Source organism: Micromonospora olivasterospora, assembly GCF_007830265.1.
GTDB lineage: Bacteria > Actinomycetota > Actinomycetes > Mycobacteriales > Micromonosporaceae > Micromonospora > Micromonospora olivasterospora.
The window spans coordinates 4,997,149-5,013,615 of record NZ_VLKE01000001.1; the positions used below are offsets into that span (position 1 = coordinate 4,997,149).

Consider the following 16,467-nt stretch of genomic DNA (forward strand, 5'->3'; position numbering starts at 1 on the left):
GCCAGAAACCTAGACGGGACACGGCGTGCCCTGTCGATCAGGGCGTCAACCCACCCACGAGAACATCACAAGAGCCCCTTTTTGCTCGGAATCGGTGCGTTTCTCATCAGCTCGGTGGTCCGGGTCGTGGACCGGCGGCGTGACGTGGTCGCTCTGGTGGTCGTCGGGGCGCGGCGGCGAACACTGCGACTGGTCCAGCTCGCACAGACGCTCGGCCCACTGTCGATTGCCCTGACGGTCTCCATGGTCGTCGGTCATCTGGGAGGAAACGCTCTGCTCCGACTGCAGGGCAAGCAGGTGGGTTGGTACGACGGGACGCTGCAGGCCGCGTGGCCGATGGTCTTGGTTGCCGTCCTGGCCGCGTGCGCGGTGGGTGTGATCGTGGTGGGTCTCCGGCCCAAAACAGAGGATCTTCGACGACAATGAGGTCAGGAGCGAGCATGCCGGTGACTGGCGTTACCAGCACGAGGCGGTCGAACCGTTACGTTTGGATCTTAGGACTGATCGCCTTGGCGGCGGGTCTGGGTGTCCTGATCCCCCAGTACAGCACCCACGTCGTCGGCACGCCGGTGATGGGACCGGCCATCCATGCGGGTGAGCGAGTCGTGCTGCGAGACGGGGGCGAGGTCCGCCGGAATTCGATCGTGGCGATTCGGGCCTGGGACGACCTCACCTTCACGGTGCGGGTCGTCGCGGTGGGCGGCGACGAGGTGGTGTGTTGCGGAGATAGCGGCAGGCTGCAGGTCAACGGTAAGGAGGTCGTCGAACCGTACGCGCATGGGAATACGGCCGCTTTCGGGGCCTTCTCTGTGCAGGTGCCGCCGGGCCGGGTCTTCGTCCTGGGTGACTCGCGCGACGTTTCCGTGGACTCTCGCTCCCACCTGAACGACAACGGCGGGACGTTGCCGGCGGACCAGATTCAAGGTGCCGCAGTGGCGGTCTCCTCACCCCCGTGGCGCGCCCGGTTGCTTACCGGCGTCTCCGAGGCGCCATTACTGATTCTCGGTCTCGTGCTGACCGGTGCCGGGCTGGTGGCACTGGTGGTGATCGGGCGGCCGGTGCTGTTCCGGGCGGTTGCTGGGCTCCGGCGCAGGGGGAAGCCCTCTCTCGAGGTCGACGAACAGTTGGTGTGACGAGCTGCCGCACCGGCACAGTCCCGCGCAGGGGCGTCCCCAGCATGTCCCGGCGCGGGAACGCCGTATTGTCACTTGTTGATCACTGTACGCCGAAGTCCGGGTTGTGCAGCAGCCAGGCCAGGTAGTCCGGGTGCGCGGCCAGCGAGTCCCGGTACCCCGCTACCGCCGCCTCCAGCACCCCGTCGGCGAAGTCCGCCCCGACCGAGTCCGGGTGCCAGCCGAGCAGCAGCCGCCAGCGCAGAGGCGCCCCGGCCAGGCGGCGGGTGACCAGCCCGGGCACCGGGCGGAACGTGGCCTGGCACAGCCCCACCGCCACGCCCGCGTCCACCAGGTCCACGCAGCCGCGTACGTCGGCCTCGTACATCTTCCGGGGGGTGAAGCCGGCGCGGGCGCACGCGGCGGCGAAGCAGTCGCCGAAGCAACCGTCGCCCGGGGCGACGGCCCACTGCTCCCGGCGCAGGTCCGCCAGCCGCACCTCGACCCGGTCGGCCAGCGGATGTCGCTCCGGCAGCAGCACCTGCACCGGTTCGAGGGCCACCTCCTGCCAGGTCAGTCCGTACCCGGCCGGGGGGACCGCGTCGCCGCACACGCCGATCAGCGCGTAGTCCAGCCGGCCCCCGCCGACCTGCTGCGCCAGTTCGTCGGCCGACCAGGAGGCGTACGTGGTGATCTGGGCCTGGGGGTGCTCGGCGGCGAGCCGGCGCACCAGCGGGCCCAGGATCGGGCTGTTCACCCCGCCGAAGCGGTACCGGGCGGGCGTGGGCCAGCGCCGGCCAGCCGGGCCGCCTCGTCCTGCAGTCCCTGCATGGCCGGCAGCAGCACCCGGGCCCGGGCCAGCACCAGCTCGCCGAGGGCGGTGGGTCGGGCACCCCGCCGGTCCCGCTCGAACAGCGGGCCGCCCAGCGCCCGCTCGATGCGTTGGAGCTGGGCCGTGAGCGCCGGCTGGGCCAGGCCGAGCGTGGACGCCGCCTTGGTCACGCTCCCCGTCTCCGCGATGGCGCAGACCGCCCGCAGGTGTCGCAGCTCCAGATTCATACGGTGACCGTAGGGCCACGCGGGGATCCATGGAAGGGTCGAAATTGATCGGGCTCGACCGATATCTCTGGCTGTCCGGCCGGTGCCGCCTCAGGCCGGGGGCTGCTCCAGGTCCGACAGGTAGGTCGGCCGGCCCGTCACCGCGTCGCGGACCTTGTCCACCACGCCCACCGCCGGTTCGACGATCCGGTTCCACGGAGGGGTGGCCGGCGTGCCCGGGTGCGGCCGGGTGGGCGCGGCCTCCTCGGCGATCTCCCACCGGTTGCCCAGCCGGATCAGCTCGGCCTCGGTGGCCACCCCGCGCAGCGCCGCGAGCACGGCGGCGGTGCCGTCGACGTGCCGGCGTACCCGGTCGGCGACCTCGGCCAGCGCGGGGTCGGCGGGGCCGCTGAGGGCCTTGAGGGCGGTCAGCAGGCCGGCGTCCGCGCCGATCTCCCGGTTCACCTGGTCCGCCCACTCGGGCAGCGCCGCCCGGGCGGCGGGGAACAGGTACTGCTCCTCCGCAGACAGGTGCCGGGACAGCGCGGCGATCAGCACCTCGACCGCCTCGCGCAGCCGCTCCGGTGCGATCCCCGGGTCGGTGACCCGGTACGACAGCTCGCGCAGCTGCCGGTGTTCGCGCTCGACGATGTCGACGAGACTGCGTCCGCCGGGCCGGTAGCCCTCCTCGGGCACGGGCGGCAGCGGGGGCAGGGGGACGGTCATGTGCCCTCCTCGGCTGGCGGGCGGGGCGCCCGGGAACGGGGGAGCGGGGGCGCCCGGCGGGGGTGTCGGACGGCAGCGGCGGTACCCGCCGCGCGCCCGCGCGAAACGGGGGCGCCGGCCGGGCGACCTGCCGGGGCCTCCCGGCTGGTATGAAGAACCGTTGACATCCTCCCCGTCCTAATGGGCGAGGGTTCCCGTGGTCGCCCTTGGGTTTTCCTGCTTCATCGCCGGTCGCCCCGTCCGGGAGGACTCCCGTCGAGGTCTTACACCAGCTCCACAGGCAGACACCGCCAGCCCGGCGGCCAAAATGTTGCGGGCCGCATTGACGTCGCGGTCGTGGGCGGCGCCGCACCGGCACGTCCACGACCTTACGTTCAGCGGCAGCTTCTCGGCCAGCTTCCCGCAGGCCGAGCACAGCTTGGAGGACGGAAACCAGCGGTCGACGGTGATCAGGTCGCGTCCGTACCAGTTGGTTTTGTACTCCAGCATGGTGCGGAACTGCCGCCACGCCGCATCCGAGATGGCACGGGCCAACGTATGGTTGGTGACCATGTTGCGGACGGTCAGGTCTTCGATCACGATCGTTTGGTTGTCACGAACGAGTCGAGTGGTCAGCTTGTGCAGGTGATCCCGGCGCCGGTCAGTGATCCGGGCGTAGACGCGGGCGACCTTCAGCCGCGCCTTGGCCCGGTTGTGGGAGTCCTTCTCCTTACGAGCCAGCGCCCGCTGGGCGCGGGCCAGCCGCGCCCGGTCGGCGCGTTCATACCGCGGGTTGACGACCTTCTCCCCGGTGGAGAGGGTGAGCAGGCTGTCGAGCCCGACGTCGATCCCGACCGCGCCGGACGTGGGGGCAACGTTGACCCGGTCGTCGCACAGGAGGGACACGAACCAGCGTCCGGCCGAATCCTGCGACACGGTCACCGTCGACGGTGTCGCCCCGTCGGGCAGCGGCCGGGACCACACGATGTCCAACGGTGCGGTCATCTTCGCCAACGTCAATCGGCCGTCACGGTAGCGGAACGCGCTGGTGGTGTACTCCGCCGACTTCCGGGATTTCTTCCGGCTCTTGAACCGGGGGTAGCGGGCCCGGCCGGCGAAGAAACTCGTGAACCCCGTCTGGAGGTGCCGCAGCGCCTGCTGCAGCGGTACCGACGACACGTCGTTGAGGAACGCCAGTTCGTCGGTCTTCTTCCATTCGGTCAGCATCGCCGAGGTGGTGTTGTAGTTGATCCGCTCCTGGCGCAACGTCCACGCCTCGGTGCGGGCGGCCAGCGCCAGGTTGTAGACCTTTCGGACGCAGCCGAACGTGCGCACCAGCTCAGCGGCCTGCCCGCCGGTCGGGTAGAAGCGGTACTCGAACGCCCGCTTCACGGCCTTGATCACGCCTCACAAACTAGCAAGCCAACCAGTGAACGTAACGTTGGCGCGCCGGTCCGCCTGGGCGGCGCATCGGCTGCCCCTGCCCTGCTCCGCAGGGTTCGGTTTCCTTCCCGGCCTGAAGGTCGGGTATCCACGGAAGGTGATCTGATGACGAGCGACGCCGCCCCCGCCCGACCCGATCCCACCGACGAGGTCGTCGACCTCTGCCGCGACCTGCTGCGCATCGACACCACGAACACCGGGGACAACGACACCAGCGCCGGGGAACGCGCCGCGGCCGAGTACGTCGCGGAGAGGCTGGCCGAGGTCGGCGTCGACGCGCAGCTCATCGAGTCCGCCCCGGGCCGGGCCAACCTCGTCGCCCGCATCCCCGGCACCGACCCGGGCCGGGACGCGCTGCTGGTCCACGGCCACCTCGACGTGGTGCCCGCCGACGCCGACGAGTGGTCCGTGCACCCGTTCTCCGGGGAGATCCGCGACGGCTACCTGTGGGGCCGGGGCGCGATCGACATGAAGGACTTCGACGCCATGGTGCTGGCCGTGGTGCGGCACTGGCAGCGCGCCGGCGTCCGCCCGGCCCGCGACATCGTGCTGGCCTTCACCGCGGACGAGGAGGCCGGCAGCGACTACGGGGCGCACTTCCTCGTCCAGCGCCACCGCGGCCTGTTCGACGGCTGCACCGAGGCGGTCGGCGAGGTCGGCGGCTTCTCGTACTCGATCGACCAGCAGCAGCGGCTCTACCTGATCGAGACGGCCGAGAAGGGCATCGACTGGCTGCGGCTGCACGCCAAGGGCCGGCCCGGCCACGGCTCGTTCGTCCACGACGACAACGCCGTGACCGCGCTCGCCGAGGCGGTCGCCCGTATCGGCCGGCACCGCTTCCCGGTCACCGTCACCCCGACCGTGCGGGCCTTCCTCGAGGAGGTCTCCGAGGCGCTCGGCGTGGAGGTGGACCCGAACGACCCGGAGACCGCGATCGCCAAACTCGGCCCGATCGCCAACATCATCGGCGCGACCATCCGCAGCACCGCCAACCCGACCCGCCTCGCCGCCGGCTACAAGGACAACGTCATCCCCGGCCGGGCCACCGCCACCATCGACTGCCGCAGCCTGCCCGGGCAGTCGGAGATGCTGGAGGCGCAGCTGCGCGAGCTGGTCGGCCCCGACATCGACATCGAGTACATCCAGCGCCAGCCCGCCCTGGAGACCACCTTCGACGGCGCGCTCGTCGAGGCCATGTCGGCGGCGCTGCGGGCGGAGGACCCGGGCGCCCGGCCCGTGCCGTACATGCTCTCCGGCGGCACCGACGCCAAGGCCTTCGCGCAGCTGGGCATCCGCTGCTTCGGGTTCGCGCCGCTGCGGCTGCCCCCGGACCTCAACTTCTCCGGCCTGTTCCATGGCATCGACGAGCGGGTTCCGGTGGACGGACTACAGTTCGGCGTGCGAGTTCTCGACCGGTTCCTCCGGTCCTGCTGACCGTGTCCGCCGCCCGGCCGCCCGGCGCGGATCATCCCCCATCGAAGGGAACGCACATGACCGACCAGCACGGAGAGCTGGACGCTGCCCTGGAGCGGGTGATCGACGCCGCCCGCCGCCACCTGGCCGCCGTCCGGGCCGCCGAGGGGCGCATCGACGACGACGCCGTCTGGCAGGCGTACGTCGCCCTGAACAACGCCTCGTTCGCGTACGACGAGCTGCTGCTCGACGCGTTCGGCGAGGTCACACCCTGGGACGTGGAGTCCATCGACCCCGACGAGATCGACGAGCGCCTCGCCGGGGGGCCGGAGGGCGTCGAGCCGACCGACCCGCACCCGCGGGTCATCTCGGTGCGCCAGCGCCGCGACTACCGGGTCCCCAGCGTCGCCGCGCTGCTGCGCGTCGCCGAGGCGGCCCGCCGCGAGGGCACCCCCGAGGAGGAGGAGCCCGCGCCCGTGGAGGGCGTCGGCGAGGCCGTGCTGGAGCTGCTGCAGAGCGGTGACGGTTCGCTCAGCGCGCTGGACGTCCCGGAGTTGGAGCCGCTCGACGGGGTGGTGATGGTCAGCGAGGTCGCCAGCCCGGTCGACCTGGAGTCGTTCGACGACGACGACCCGGTGGGCCCGTTCCAGCCGGGCGCCGACGACCGGCTCGTCGGCCGCCTCGACGAGCACCCCTTCCTCGGCCTCGGCGACGAGGAGCACGACCACGCGGGGCACCGCCACTAGGCCGCGAACGCCCCGGCGCCCGACCACCGGCCGGGCGCCGGGGCCTCCCCGCGCGCCGGCCGCCCGGGGCGATCCGACCTCAGTACGACAGGCCGGGCTGGGGCTGGTTGACCCGGCGACGACGCAGCACCACCTGCCGCGTGCCGTCCCGGTACAGCCGGACCCGGGCCAGCTCCCATCCGGAGAACTCCGCCTGGATCGCCAACTGCGCCGCGGCGGTCAACCGGTCGACGTTCGAGGGCAACCGCAGCGGCGCGTATTCGTAGTCCATGGGTTCCATGCTGCCCAAGCCGGGTGGCCCTCCGCCACCCCCGCCGCCGGTCGGCGACAGCCGCCGCGCGCGCCGCCCGGATCAGCCGTCCCGTTCCGGGTAGCCGACCGGCACCGCCGACACGTCGTCCAGCGCCACGATGATCTCCTCGGGCAGGGTCATCCGCTCCACCTGCAGCGCCCCGAGCAGCTGCCCGACCGTCCGGGCGCCCAGGATCGGCGCGGTCACCCCCGGCCGGTCCCGGATCCAGGCCAGCGCCACCTCGAGCGGCGACACCCCCAGCCCGCCGGCCGCCGTGGCCACCGCCTCCACGATGCTCGAGCAGCGCGGCTCCAGGTACGTCGCCACGAACCGCTCGAAGTGCGGCGACGCCGCCCGCGAGTCGGCCGGCCGGCCGTGCCGGTACTTGCCGGTGAGCACCCCCCGGCCGAGCGGCGACCAGGGCAGCACGCCGAGGCCCAGCGCGGCGCAGGCGGGCAGGACCTCCCGCTCCACCCCCGCTCCAGCAGCGAGTACTCCACCTGGGCGGCCACCACGGGGGCCCGCCCCGGCCAGGCGGCCTGCCACGCCGCCGCCCGCGCGGTCTGCCAGCCCGAGAAGTTGGACACCCCCACGTAGCGGACCCGGCCGCTGGCCACCGCATGGTCCAGCGCCGCCAGGGTCTCCTCCAGCGGGGTGTCCGGGTCGTACCCGTGGACCTGCCACAGGTCGACGTGGTCCGTGCCGAGGCGGCGCAGCGAGGCGTCCAGCGTACGCAGCAGGTGGCCCCGGGAGTTGTCCCGGCGCCGGCCGCTGCCGGGCCGCAGCCCCGCCTTGGTGGCGATGAGCACCTCGTCGCGGGGGACCAGGCTGCCCAGCAGCGACCCGATCACCGACTCCGCGTCCCCGTCGCCGTACACGTCGGCGGTGTCCACCAGGTTGCCGCCCGCGTCGAGGTAACTCTTCAGCTGGGCGGCTGCGTCGTCGGCGTCGGTGTCCCGGCCCCAGGTCATGGTGCCGAGCGCGAGCCGGGAAACCGCCAGCCCGCTTCGGCCGAGCGGTCGCTGTTGCATGGTTGAACCTTATTCCGAACCCGCCGCCACCGAATATCCTCGCCTCCGTCGAGTTCCTGCTCGCCCTACCGGCTGGGGCCGTTGCCCGGTCGGTTCCGGCCCGTCCCCGGTGCGGACGTTCGGGGTGAGCCGGTGATCGGCTCCGCCGTCGGCATTGCGTAACCTGGTGCGACCTGTGGTGCGGGATGGGGAGGACCAGTGCGACTCGGGCTCAGCCTCGGATATCAGACAGCGTGGAGCACACCGGCCGACCACCTGGCGCTCGCCCAGGAGGCGGACCGGCTCGGCTACTCGGTGGTGTGGGCGGCGGAGGCCTACGGCTCGGACTCGCCCAGCATGCTGGCCTGGATCGCGGGCCAGACCGAGCGGATCGACGTGGGCAGCGCCGTGATGCAGATACCCGCCCGCACGCCGGCGACGACCGCGATGACGGCCGCGACGATCGACACGCTCTCCGGCGGCCGGTTCCGGCTCGGCCTGGGCGTCTCCGGCCCCCAGGTCTCCGAGGGCTGGCACGGGGTGCGGTTCGCCAAGCCCCTCGCACGCACGCGCGAGTACGTCGACGTCGTCCGGCTCGCCATGGCGCGCAAGGAGGTCGCGTACGACGGCGAGTTCCACACGCTGCCGCTGCCCGACGGCCCGGGCAAGGCGCTGCGGCTGGGCTTCCACCCGACGCGCGAGCGGATCCCGATCTACCTCGCCGCCGTCGGCCCGAGGAACCTCGAACTGGCCGGCGAGATCGCCGACGGCTGGCTGGCGGTCTTCTACGCCCCCGACTTCGCCGACGAGCAGCTCGCGGCCGTCCGCGCCGGACGGGCGAAGGCCGGCAAGGAACTGGCCGGCTTCGACGTGGTGCCGTCGGTGCCGGTGGTGGTCGGCGACGACGTCGCCTCCTGCGCGGAGCTGGTCCGCTGGTACGCCGCGCTCTACGTGGGCGGCATGGGCAGCCGGCAGCAGAACTTCTACAACCAGCTCGCCACCCGGATGGGCTACGGCGACGCGGCCCGCGAGGTCCAGGACCTCTACCTGGCCAAGCGGCAGCGCGACGCGGCCGCCGCGGTGCCGCTGGAGTTCATCGACCGCACCTCGCTGCTCGGGCCCAGGGAGCGCATCGCCGAGCGGATGCGGGAGTACGCCGACGCCGGGGTCACCACCCTGTCGGTGACCCTCTTCGTCGCCGACCGGGACAGCGGCGTGCAGACCCTGCGTACGGTCGCCGAGGCGCTCGACCTCTCCGGGGTGGGCGAGTGACCTGGGTAGAGGCAATCGTCCTGGGCGTCGTCCAGGGCCTGACCGAGTTCCTGCCGGTCAGCTCGTCGGGGCACCTGCGGATCACCTCCGCCCTCTTCTTCGACCGTGACGCCGGGGCGTCCTTCACGGCGGTCACCCAGCTCGGCACCGAGGCCGCCGTGCTGATCTACTTCGCCAAGGACATCTGGCGTATTGCCCGTACCTGGCTGGTCGGCATCGTCGACCGCTCGGTCCGCAGCAGCCTCGACTACCGGATGGGCTGGTACGTCATCATCGGCTCCATCCCGATCGGTCTGTTCGGTTTCCTGTTCAAGGACGCGATCCGGGAGACGGCGCGCAACCTGTGGGTGGTGGCCACCACCTTGATCGTCTTCGCGTTCGTGCTGGCCTTCGCGGAGTACTGGGGCCGGCAGTCCCGCACCCTGGAGCACTTCCGGATGCGCGACGGCGTGGTCATGGGCTTCGCCCAGGCGATGGCCCTGGTCCCCGGCGTGTCCCGCTCCGGCGGCACCCTGACGGCCGGCCTGCTGCTCAACCTCACCCGCGAGGCGGCGGCCCGGTACTCGTTCCTGCTCGCCATCCCGGCCGTGGTGATGTCCGGCGTGTTCAGCATTCCCGACGTGTTCGAGCCGGCCGCGACCGGCACGGCCGCGCCGAGCGGGGCGCAGATGGTGGTGGCGACCCTGATCGCCTTCGTCATCGGCTACGCCGCCATCGCCTGGCTGCTGCGCTACGTCGCGCATCACACCCTGTACGTCTTCGTGCTGTACCGGGTCGCGCTGGGCACCCTGGTCCTCGCCCTCCTGATGACCGGCACCATCGCCGCCACCTGACCCGATACGCCGCTGGCCGGCACCCCGTGGTGTGGGGTGCCGGCCAGCGGCTGTTCGTTGTGTGCGGGTGTCAGCTGTTCCAGTGCTGGGCGACCAGGTCGGCGGCCTGCTGCTCCCACTGGGCGTACGCGTCCGGGTAGGCCGACACCTGCACCGTCTGCGCGGCCTGGGTCAGGGGCATGTCCTGCCACCCGTCGACCTGCCGCAGACCCTTCAGGAACGCGGTCGTCGAGTACTCGGGGTCGGTGATCTGCTCCGGGGTGCCCCAACCCGAGGACGGGCGCTGCTGGAACAGGCCCAGCGAGTCGTGGTCGTTGGCGTCGCCCAGGTGCCCCAGGTTCTCCAGCTTCGACTCCTGCAGGCTGGTGGCGATCGAGATCACCGCGGCCCGCTCGGGCAGACCGGCCTTCTTCGTCGCCGCGATGATCGCCTTCGCGTTGGCCGTCTGCTCGTCGTTCAGGTCGATGTGCGACTGCTGGCCCTGCACACCGTGCGGGATCAGCTTGGTGTTGTCGGGCTTGTCGGCCTGCACCGTCACCGCGACCGGCTTGCCCTGCACCGGGGTCTCGGCGTGGGCGGCGGTGGCGTGCAGCGGACCAGCGGCCAGGCCACCGGCGAACGCCAGACCAGCGATACCGAGAACGCTCTTACGCAGCAGCATCGTGTTCATCAGAGAAGCTCCATTCGGGGGTCGGCGCACACCAAAGGGGGGACGGCGTGCGCAAGCACCGTCAGGCGCTCGAAAGCTCGAAGGGGGAAGTCTTCTGCCCGGTGCGACCGCGGGGCAGGGATGCCTCGTCGCGGCGGGGTGCCTCGTCGGGGCGGGGGCCTCGTCGCGGCGTCGGGAACCATGTCCAACGACCGGCGGCCCACCATCATTCCGGGCCCAGCCACCCCGCCTCACCCGAGCGGGCGGCCCTCCTCCGGTCGCGCACCGGTGTTCAACGCCCCCACCCCGCCCCCGATTCCGCCTCCACGATGCCGCCGGTCACACCCCAGCACCCGGCCAGACCGGACATTCGGCGCACGACGCGCCACCGGGGCGGACTGATCCACCCCCATGTCGCCGACATGGCGGCATCCCGCAGGCTCGGACACCCCCATGTCGCCGACATCGAGTCGGATGACGCAGGCGGCGCATCCGGGCGGTGTCGGGGCGCGACGGACTCACCCCGGGAGAAACCATCCACAGGGGGAACCACCTAGGGTGGGCAGGGTGGCGACACTTCTCCTGCTGCGACACGGCCGTACCACCGCCAACGCCGACGGCGGCCTCGCCGGCCGGCAGCCCGTGGAGCTGGACGACACCGGCCGGGCCCAGGCCGCGGCGGTGGGCGAGCGGCTGCGCGGCCTGCCGCTCGCGGCGGTGGTGAGCAGCCCGCTGGTCCGCTGCCGGCAGACCCTGGAGCTGGCGCTGCCCCAGGCCACGCCGGTCCTCGACGAGGGCCTGATCGAGTGCGGGTACGGCAGTTGGGAGGGGCAGCCGCTGAAGAAGCTGGCGAAGGAGCCGCTCTGGCCCGTCGTGCAGCAGCACCCGAGCGCCGCCGTCTTTCCCGAGGGCGAGTCGATGGCCGCGATGTCGGCTCGCGCGGTGGCGGCGGTACGCACCTGGGACGCCCGGGTCACCGCCGAGCACGGCTCGGAGGCGGTGTGGCTGGCGTGCAGCCACGGCGATGTGATCAAGGCCATCGTGGCGGACGCGCTGGGCGTACACCTCGATCTCTTCCAGCGCATCGTGGCGGACCCGGCGTCGGTGACGGCGATCCGGTACACGCCGCTGCGGCCGTTCGTGCTCCGGCTCAACGACACCGGCGGCGACCTGGCCGCGCTCGTGCCCCCGCCCCGCAAGCGGCGCCGCCGGCCGGCGAAGCCGGCGGACTCCGACGCCGCGGTCGGCGGGGAGCGGGGCGGGGCGGTGAGGCCCCCTGGCGCGCGCGACCACGCCGGCCCGGGGCGGCGGGTACGACGGGCGCGGCCCGTGGGCGCGATTCGGTGTCGGTGGGGTGCGCGACGGTGTGACGGGCCGGATAGGGTCGTGGGTATGACCCACCAGGTGCACGCCTTCGAGCCGCCGGAGCGGTTCGTCGCCGGGACCGTCGGGCCGCCGGGGGAGCGCACGTTCTTCCTCCAGGCGCGCGGCGGCGGCCGGCTGGTCAGCGTCGCGCTGGAGAAGGTCCAGGTGGCGTTGCTCGCGGAGAAGCTGGAGGAGTTGCTCACCGAGGCCCAGCGCCGCTTCGGGGTGCAGCTGCCCGAGGCGCCGACCGCGGTGGGCGACAACGACCCGCTGGACACCCCGGTCGACGAGGAGTTCCGGGTCGGCACCCTCGGGTTGGCCTTCGACGTGGACTCGGCGACGGTGGTGATCGAGGCGATCGCGGCCGGCGAGACGGAGGCCGAGGTCGAGCTGGGCGACGACGCCGACGACGAGGACTCCGAGGACGAGGAGCCGGACGACGACCTCGACCGGCTGCGCGTCCGGCTGACCCCGGAGGCGACCCGCGAGTTCATCGAACGGGCCCGCCGTGTCGTCAACGCCGGTCGTCCGCCCTGCCCGCTCTGCGGCCAGCCGCTGGACCCCGCCGGGCACCTCTGCCCGCGGCACAACGGTTACCATCGGTGACCTCGTCGGAGTTGCGACCCCTGCACGACGGCGCGGCGGCGCTGCGGCTGCTGCGCGACGGTGAGCTGTCCGTCGAGGGGCGGCTGGTGGACGCCTCCAACACCACGCTGCTCGGCACGCTCACCCTGGGCGGGGCCAGCGCCCGCTGCGTCTACAAGCCGGTGCGGGGCGAGCGGCCGCTCTGGGACTTCCCGGACGGGACGCTCGCCGGCCGGGAGGTGTCGGCGTACCTGGTCTCCCGGGCCACGGACTGGGACCTGATCCCGCCGACGGTGCTGCGGGACGGCCCGTTCGGGCCCGGTTCCTGCCAGTTGTGGATCGAGGAGCCGGCCGACGCCGAGCCGCTGGTCGGGTTCGTGCCGGCCGCCGAGCTGCCGCCGCGCTGGTTCCCGATCGCCGCGGCCCGTGACGACGACGGCACGCCGTACGCCCTCGCCCACGCCGACGACCCCCGGCTGGCCCGGCTCGCCGTCCTCGACGCGGTGATCAACAACGCCGACCGCAAGGGCGGCCACGTGCTCGTCGGCCCGGACGACCGGATCTACGGCGTCGACCACGGGGTGAGCTTCCACGTCGAGGTGAAGCTGCGTACGGTCCTGTGGGGCTGGGCGGGCCGGGAGCTGCCGCCGGACGCGCTCGAGATGCTCGCCGGCCTCGCCGGCCGGCTCGGCGGGGCGCTGGGCGAGGAGCTGGCCGAGCACCTGACGATCGGCGAGCTGGCGGCGCTGGCCGCCAGGGTGGACCGGCTGCGCGAGACGGGCCGGTTCCCGCAGCCGTCGGAGGACTGGCCCGCGGTGCCCTGGCCGCCCATGTGACCCGATCGGGCCCGACGGGCGCGCGGTGTCGTGTTGATCACTACGGGGCCGGCTCCGGGGCCTGGGGCGGCTGGTTAGGCTGGCGGTCATGGAGTCTTGGCTGGGGCACGAGGTGCCGCGGCTGCCCGGCAGGGGCGGCCCGCTGACGTTGTTCGACTCGGCGCGGCGCGGTGTCCATCCCAGTTCACCCGACGGCACGGCGACCATGTACGTCTGCGGCATCACCCCGTACGACGCCACCCACCTCGGCCACGCCGCCACCATGATCAGTTTTGATCTCGTCCAGCGGATGTGGCGGGACGCCGGGCTGGGCGTCCGGTACGTGCAGAACGTCACCGACATCGACGACCCGCTGCTGGAGCGGGCCGAACGCGACGGTGAGGACTGGAAGGTCCTGGCGATGCGGGAGACCGCGCTGTTCCGCGAGGACATGGAGGCGCTGCGGATCATCCCGCCGGAGCACTACGTCGGCGCGGTGGAGTCGATCCCGGACATCGCCGAGAAGGTCCTGGTCCTGCTCAAGGACGGCGCCGCGTACCGGCTCGACGACGGCAGCGGCGACGTGTACTTCGACATCAGCGCCGCGCCGGCGTTCGGCTACGAGTCGAACCTGTCGCGCGCGGAGATGCTGGAAATCTTCCCGGAGCGCGGCGGCGACCCGGACCGCGCCGGCAAGCGTGACCCGCTGGACCCGCTGCTGTGGCGGGGCGCCCGGGCGGGCGAGCCGTCGTGGCCCGGCGGCGACCTCGGCCCTGGCCGGCCCGGCTGGCACATCGAGTGCGCCGTGATCGCGCTGAACCTGCTCGGCGAGACGATCGACGTGCAGGGCGGCGGGAACGACCTGCTCTTCCCGCACCACGAGTGCTCCGCGGCGCACGCCGAGCGGCTCACCGGGCGGGCGCCGTTCGCCAGCCACTACATGCACGCGGGCATGATCGGCCTGGACGGCGAGAAGATGTCGAAGTCCAAGGGGAACCTGGTCTTCGTCTCCCGGCTGCGCGCCGACCGGGTCGACCCGATGGCCGTCCGGCTCGGGCTGATGGCCGGCCACTACCGCGCCGACCGCACCTGGACCGATGACGTGCTGACCGCGGCGCAGGACCGGCTGGCCCGCTGGCGCCGGGCGGTCGCGGCCCCGGCGGGGCCGTCGGGGGCCGAGCTGCTGGCCGCGGTACGCGATCGCCTCGCCGACGACCTCGACACCCCGGGCGCCCTCGCGGCCGTGGACGACTGGGCCGCGCGGGCCGTCGCGGGCACCGGGGACGACGCCGGCGCCCCGGCCGTCGTCGCCGACACCGTCGACGCCCTCCTCGGCGTCCGCCTCTGACGGGGGCGGGCGCGGTCGTCCCGGCCGGGCCGGGTTCAGCCCAGGACGAGGCCCGGGTCGGGGTCCGGCTCCGGCGCCGGGGCGGGGACCCGGTACTCCTCGGTGAGCGTGGTGACCGGCCCGGGCCAGGTGGCCTGGGCCACCTCGATCGGCTTGCGCTGGGCGTCGTACGCGACGTGCAGCAGGTGCAGCACGGGGGTGTCGGGCCGGATCTGGAGGGTCTCCGCCTCCTCCCGGCTGGGCTGCCGCGCGGTGATGGTGTCGGTCGCGGTGACGTACCGCCGGCCGGTGGCCTCCTCGGCCTCCTGGTACAGCGGCCGGCCGAACGCCTCGGCCCGCTCCAGCGACGTGCCGGCGGTGTCCGCCGGGAGGAACCAGGAGGCGCCGACCTCGACCGGGGAGTCCTCGGTGCGGACGAGGTGCCGCCGGCACAGCAGCTCGGTGCCGTCGGCGACGCCGAACGCGTCGGCCACCTCCGGCGGGGCGGGGGCCCGCCCGACGGAGACGAGCTGCTGCCGGTACCGGGCGGCCAGGTCGGTGTGGTAGCCGCGGAAGCCGCCGTACCGGCCGCGCGAGAGGCGGTTGAGCCGCCGCCGGGTGCCCCGCACGTACGTACCGGAACCGGGCTTGGTGATCAGGATGCCCTCGACCCGTAGCTGGTCGACGGCGCGCTGCACGGTCTGCTTCGCCACGCCGAACATCTCGGCGATGGCGGGGATGGACGGCAGGCGCTCGCCCGGCCCCCAGTCGCCGCGGCGTACCTGCGCCTTGAGCTGCGCGGCGATCTGCCGGTGGGGGAACTCGGCCGCGCCCGGGTTGATCTGCATGCCCGACCTCCTGGCTGGCAGCTAGGTTCCTAGGATGCCCCAGCCGGGGTGATCGCGCCACCCCGGCACGCGAAAAGGGCCCCGGACATCCCGGGGCCCTCCGCGCGGGCGGCCCGACCGCCCGGGCGGCGACCGCCTACCAGGAACCGGCGGTGGGGCCGGCCGAGCCGCCGCGCCGGCGCAGGTACTTCTCGAACTCCTGGGCGATCTCGTCACCGGTCAGCGGGGTGATGCCCGCGTCGCCGACGCGCTCCTCCAGCTCGCGGACGTACTCGCCCAGCTCGGCGTCCTGCTCGGCGGCGCTGCGGACCCGCCGCTCCCACTCGGCGGCCTCCTCGGCCAGGTCGGCCATCGGCACCGGCAGGTCCAGCACCTCCTCCACCCGGTGCAGCAGCGCCAGGGTGGCCTTGGGGCAGGGCGGGTTGTTGGCGTAGTGCGGCACGTGCACCCAGAACGACACGGCGTCGACCTCGGCCCGGGCGCAGGCGTCGTGCAGCACCCCGACGATGCCCGTCGGGCCGTCGTACCGGGTCGGGGTGAGCTGGTAGCGCTTGGCCGCGTCGGCGTCCGAGGCGCTGCCGCTGATCGGCAGCGGCCGGGTGTACGGCACGTCGGCGAGCAGCGCGCCGAGCAGCACCACCCGCTCCACCTCCAGGCTGTGGCAGATCTCCAGCACCTGCTCACAGAAGGTGCGCCAGCGCATGCTCGGCTCGATGCCCCGGATCAGCACGACGTCCCGCTCGGTGCCAGCCGGGCTGGCCACCATGAACCGGGTGGTGGGCCACTCGACCCGCCGGGTCTCGCCGTCGGCCATCGTGATCGTGGGCCGGCTGACCTGGAAGTCGTAGAAGTCCTCCGGGTCCAGTTCCGTCACCTGCCTCGCCTCCCAGACCTGCTCCAGGTGCTCGACGGCCGCGGTCGAGGCGTCCGCGGCGTCGTTCCAGCCCTCGAAGGCGGCGATGGCCACGGGGGACCGCAGCACCGGCAGTCCGTCGAACTCGGTCACGCCGTCAC

Annotated in this window: 15 protein-coding genes and 3 pseudogenes; 10 read left to right on the forward strand and 8 right to left on the reverse strand. The window is 73.0% G+C overall.

Annotated features, from left to right (window positions below; all coding sequences use genetic code 11):
* Positions 1-114 precede the first annotated feature (114 nt).
* Entirely contained in the window at positions 115-426 is a 312-nt protein-coding gene (locus JD77_RS23035) for a hypothetical protein (protein ID WP_145776138.1), read from the forward strand.
* 14 nt (positions 427-440) lie between these two features.
* Positions 441-1,133: a signal peptidase I gene (gene lepB, locus JD77_RS23040; RefSeq protein ID WP_170286517.1), complete on the forward strand. Its 693-nt coding sequence runs from the start codon at positions 441-443 to the stop codon at positions 1,131-1,133.
* An 82-nt stretch (positions 1,134-1,215) separates the two neighbouring features.
* On the opposite strand, the pseudogene JD77_RS23045 reads toward lepB, so the two are convergent.
* The 3 genes and pseudogenes from JD77_RS23045 to JD77_RS23055 all read right to left on the reverse strand — a co-directional run bounded on the left by JD77_RS23045 (position 1,216) and on the right by JD77_RS23055 (position 4,259).
* A pseudogene (locus JD77_RS23045) lies at positions 1,216-2,171 on the reverse strand (LysR family transcriptional regulator).
* A gap of 90 nt (positions 2,172-2,261) precedes the next feature.
* Entirely contained in the window at positions 2,262-2,876 is a 615-nt protein-coding gene (locus tag JD77_RS23050; RefSeq protein ID WP_145776140.1) for a hemerythrin domain-containing protein, read from the reverse strand.
* Between the two features lie 177 nt (positions 2,877-3,053).
* Positions 3,054-4,259 (reverse strand): RNA-guided endonuclease InsQ/TnpB family protein, encoded by a 1,206-nt coding sequence (locus JD77_RS23055; protein ID WP_145776141.1) that lies wholly within the window; start codon positions 4,257-4,259, stop codon positions 3,054-3,056.
* Positions 4,260-4,403: 144 nt separating this feature from the next.
* Between JD77_RS23055 and JD77_RS23060 the strand changes: the two genes are divergently transcribed.
* Together JD77_RS23060 and JD77_RS23065 are read left to right on the forward strand one after the other, a co-directional pair.
* Positions 4,404-5,732, forward strand: coding sequence for a M20/M25/M40 family metallo-hydrolase (locus JD77_RS23060; RefSeq protein WP_145776142.1), 1,329 nt, complete (start codon positions 4,404-4,406; stop codon positions 5,730-5,732).
* 56 nt (positions 5,733-5,788) lie between these two features.
* Entirely contained in the window at positions 5,789-6,457 is a 669-nt protein-coding gene (locus tag JD77_RS23065) for a hypothetical protein (RefSeq protein WP_145776143.1), read from the forward strand.
* Between the two features lie 79 nt (positions 6,458-6,536).
* Here the strand turns inward: JD77_RS23065 and JD77_RS23070 are convergent, their stop codons facing one another.
* Together JD77_RS23070 and JD77_RS23075 are read right to left on the reverse strand one after the other, a co-directional pair.
* Positions 6,537-6,728, reverse strand: coding sequence for a DUF5703 family protein (locus JD77_RS23070; protein WP_036378156.1), 192 nt, complete (start codon positions 6,726-6,728; stop codon positions 6,537-6,539).
* An 81-nt stretch (positions 6,729-6,809) separates the two neighbouring features.
* Positions 6,810-7,780 (reverse strand): annotated as a pseudogene (locus JD77_RS23075) (aldo/keto reductase).
* A gap of 198 nt (positions 7,781-7,978) precedes the next feature.
* Between JD77_RS23075 and JD77_RS23080 the strand changes: the two are divergent.
* Positions 7,979-9,031, forward strand: a complete 1,053-nt coding sequence (locus JD77_RS23080) for an LLM class F420-dependent oxidoreductase (protein ID WP_145776144.1) — start codon at positions 7,979-7,981, stop codon at positions 9,029-9,031.
* Entirely contained in the window at positions 9,028-9,864 is an 837-nt protein-coding gene (locus JD77_RS23085; RefSeq protein WP_145776145.1) for an undecaprenyl-diphosphate phosphatase, read from the forward strand. Before JD77_RS23080 ends, JD77_RS23085 begins: the two co-directional genes overlap by 4 nt.
* A gap of 70 nt (positions 9,865-9,934) precedes the next feature.
* Here JD77_RS23085 and JD77_RS23090 read toward each other — a convergent pair whose 3' ends face one another.
* Positions 9,935-10,534 carry a hypothetical protein gene (locus tag JD77_RS23090; RefSeq protein ID WP_145776146.1) on the reverse strand — a complete coding sequence of 200 codons (600 nt, stop codon included), beginning with the start codon at positions 10,532-10,534 and terminating at the stop codon, positions 9,935-9,937.
* Positions 10,535-11,071: 537 nt separating this feature from the next.
* Between JD77_RS23090 and JD77_RS23095 the strand changes: the two are divergent.
* From JD77_RS23095 to mshC, 4 genes and pseudogenes are all read left to right on the forward strand, one after another.
* Positions 11,072-11,773: pseudogene (locus JD77_RS23095) on the forward strand (histidine phosphatase family protein); the annotation flags it as partial.
* Positions 11,774-11,905: 132 nt separating this feature from the next.
* Positions 11,906-12,484, forward strand: coding sequence for a DUF3090 domain-containing protein (locus tag JD77_RS23100; protein WP_145777734.1), 579 nt, complete (start codon positions 11,906-11,908; stop codon positions 12,482-12,484).
* Positions 12,481-13,299, forward strand: a complete 819-nt coding sequence (locus tag JD77_RS23105; RefSeq protein WP_145776147.1) for an SCO1664 family protein — start codon at positions 12,481-12,483, stop codon at positions 13,297-13,299. Before JD77_RS23100 ends, JD77_RS23105 begins: the two co-directional genes overlap by 4 nt.
* An 88-nt stretch (positions 13,300-13,387) precedes the next feature.
* The gene (gene mshC / locus JD77_RS23110; RefSeq protein WP_145776148.1) at positions 13,388-14,626 is read left to right on the forward strand and encodes a cysteine--1-D-myo-inosityl 2-amino-2-deoxy-alpha-D-glucopyranoside ligase; all 1,239 of its coding nucleotides are present in this window, start codon (positions 13,388-13,390) and stop codon (positions 14,624-14,626) included.
* A 35-nt stretch (positions 14,627-14,661) separates the two neighbouring features.
* Here mshC and JD77_RS23115 read toward each other — a convergent pair whose 3' ends face one another.
* Both JD77_RS23115 and JD77_RS23120 read right to left on the reverse strand, forming a co-directional pair.
* Positions 14,662-15,453: a GntR family transcriptional regulator gene (locus tag JD77_RS23115; RefSeq protein ID WP_145776149.1), complete on the reverse strand. Its 792-nt coding sequence runs from the start codon at positions 15,451-15,453 to the stop codon at positions 14,662-14,664.
* A gap of 136 nt (positions 15,454-15,589) precedes the next feature.
* The gene (locus JD77_RS23120) at positions 15,590-16,459 is read right to left on the reverse strand and encodes a PAC2 family protein (protein WP_145776150.1); all 870 of its coding nucleotides are present in this window, start codon (positions 16,457-16,459) and stop codon (positions 15,590-15,592) included.
* Between the last annotated feature and the right edge of the window lie 8 nt (positions 16,460-16,467).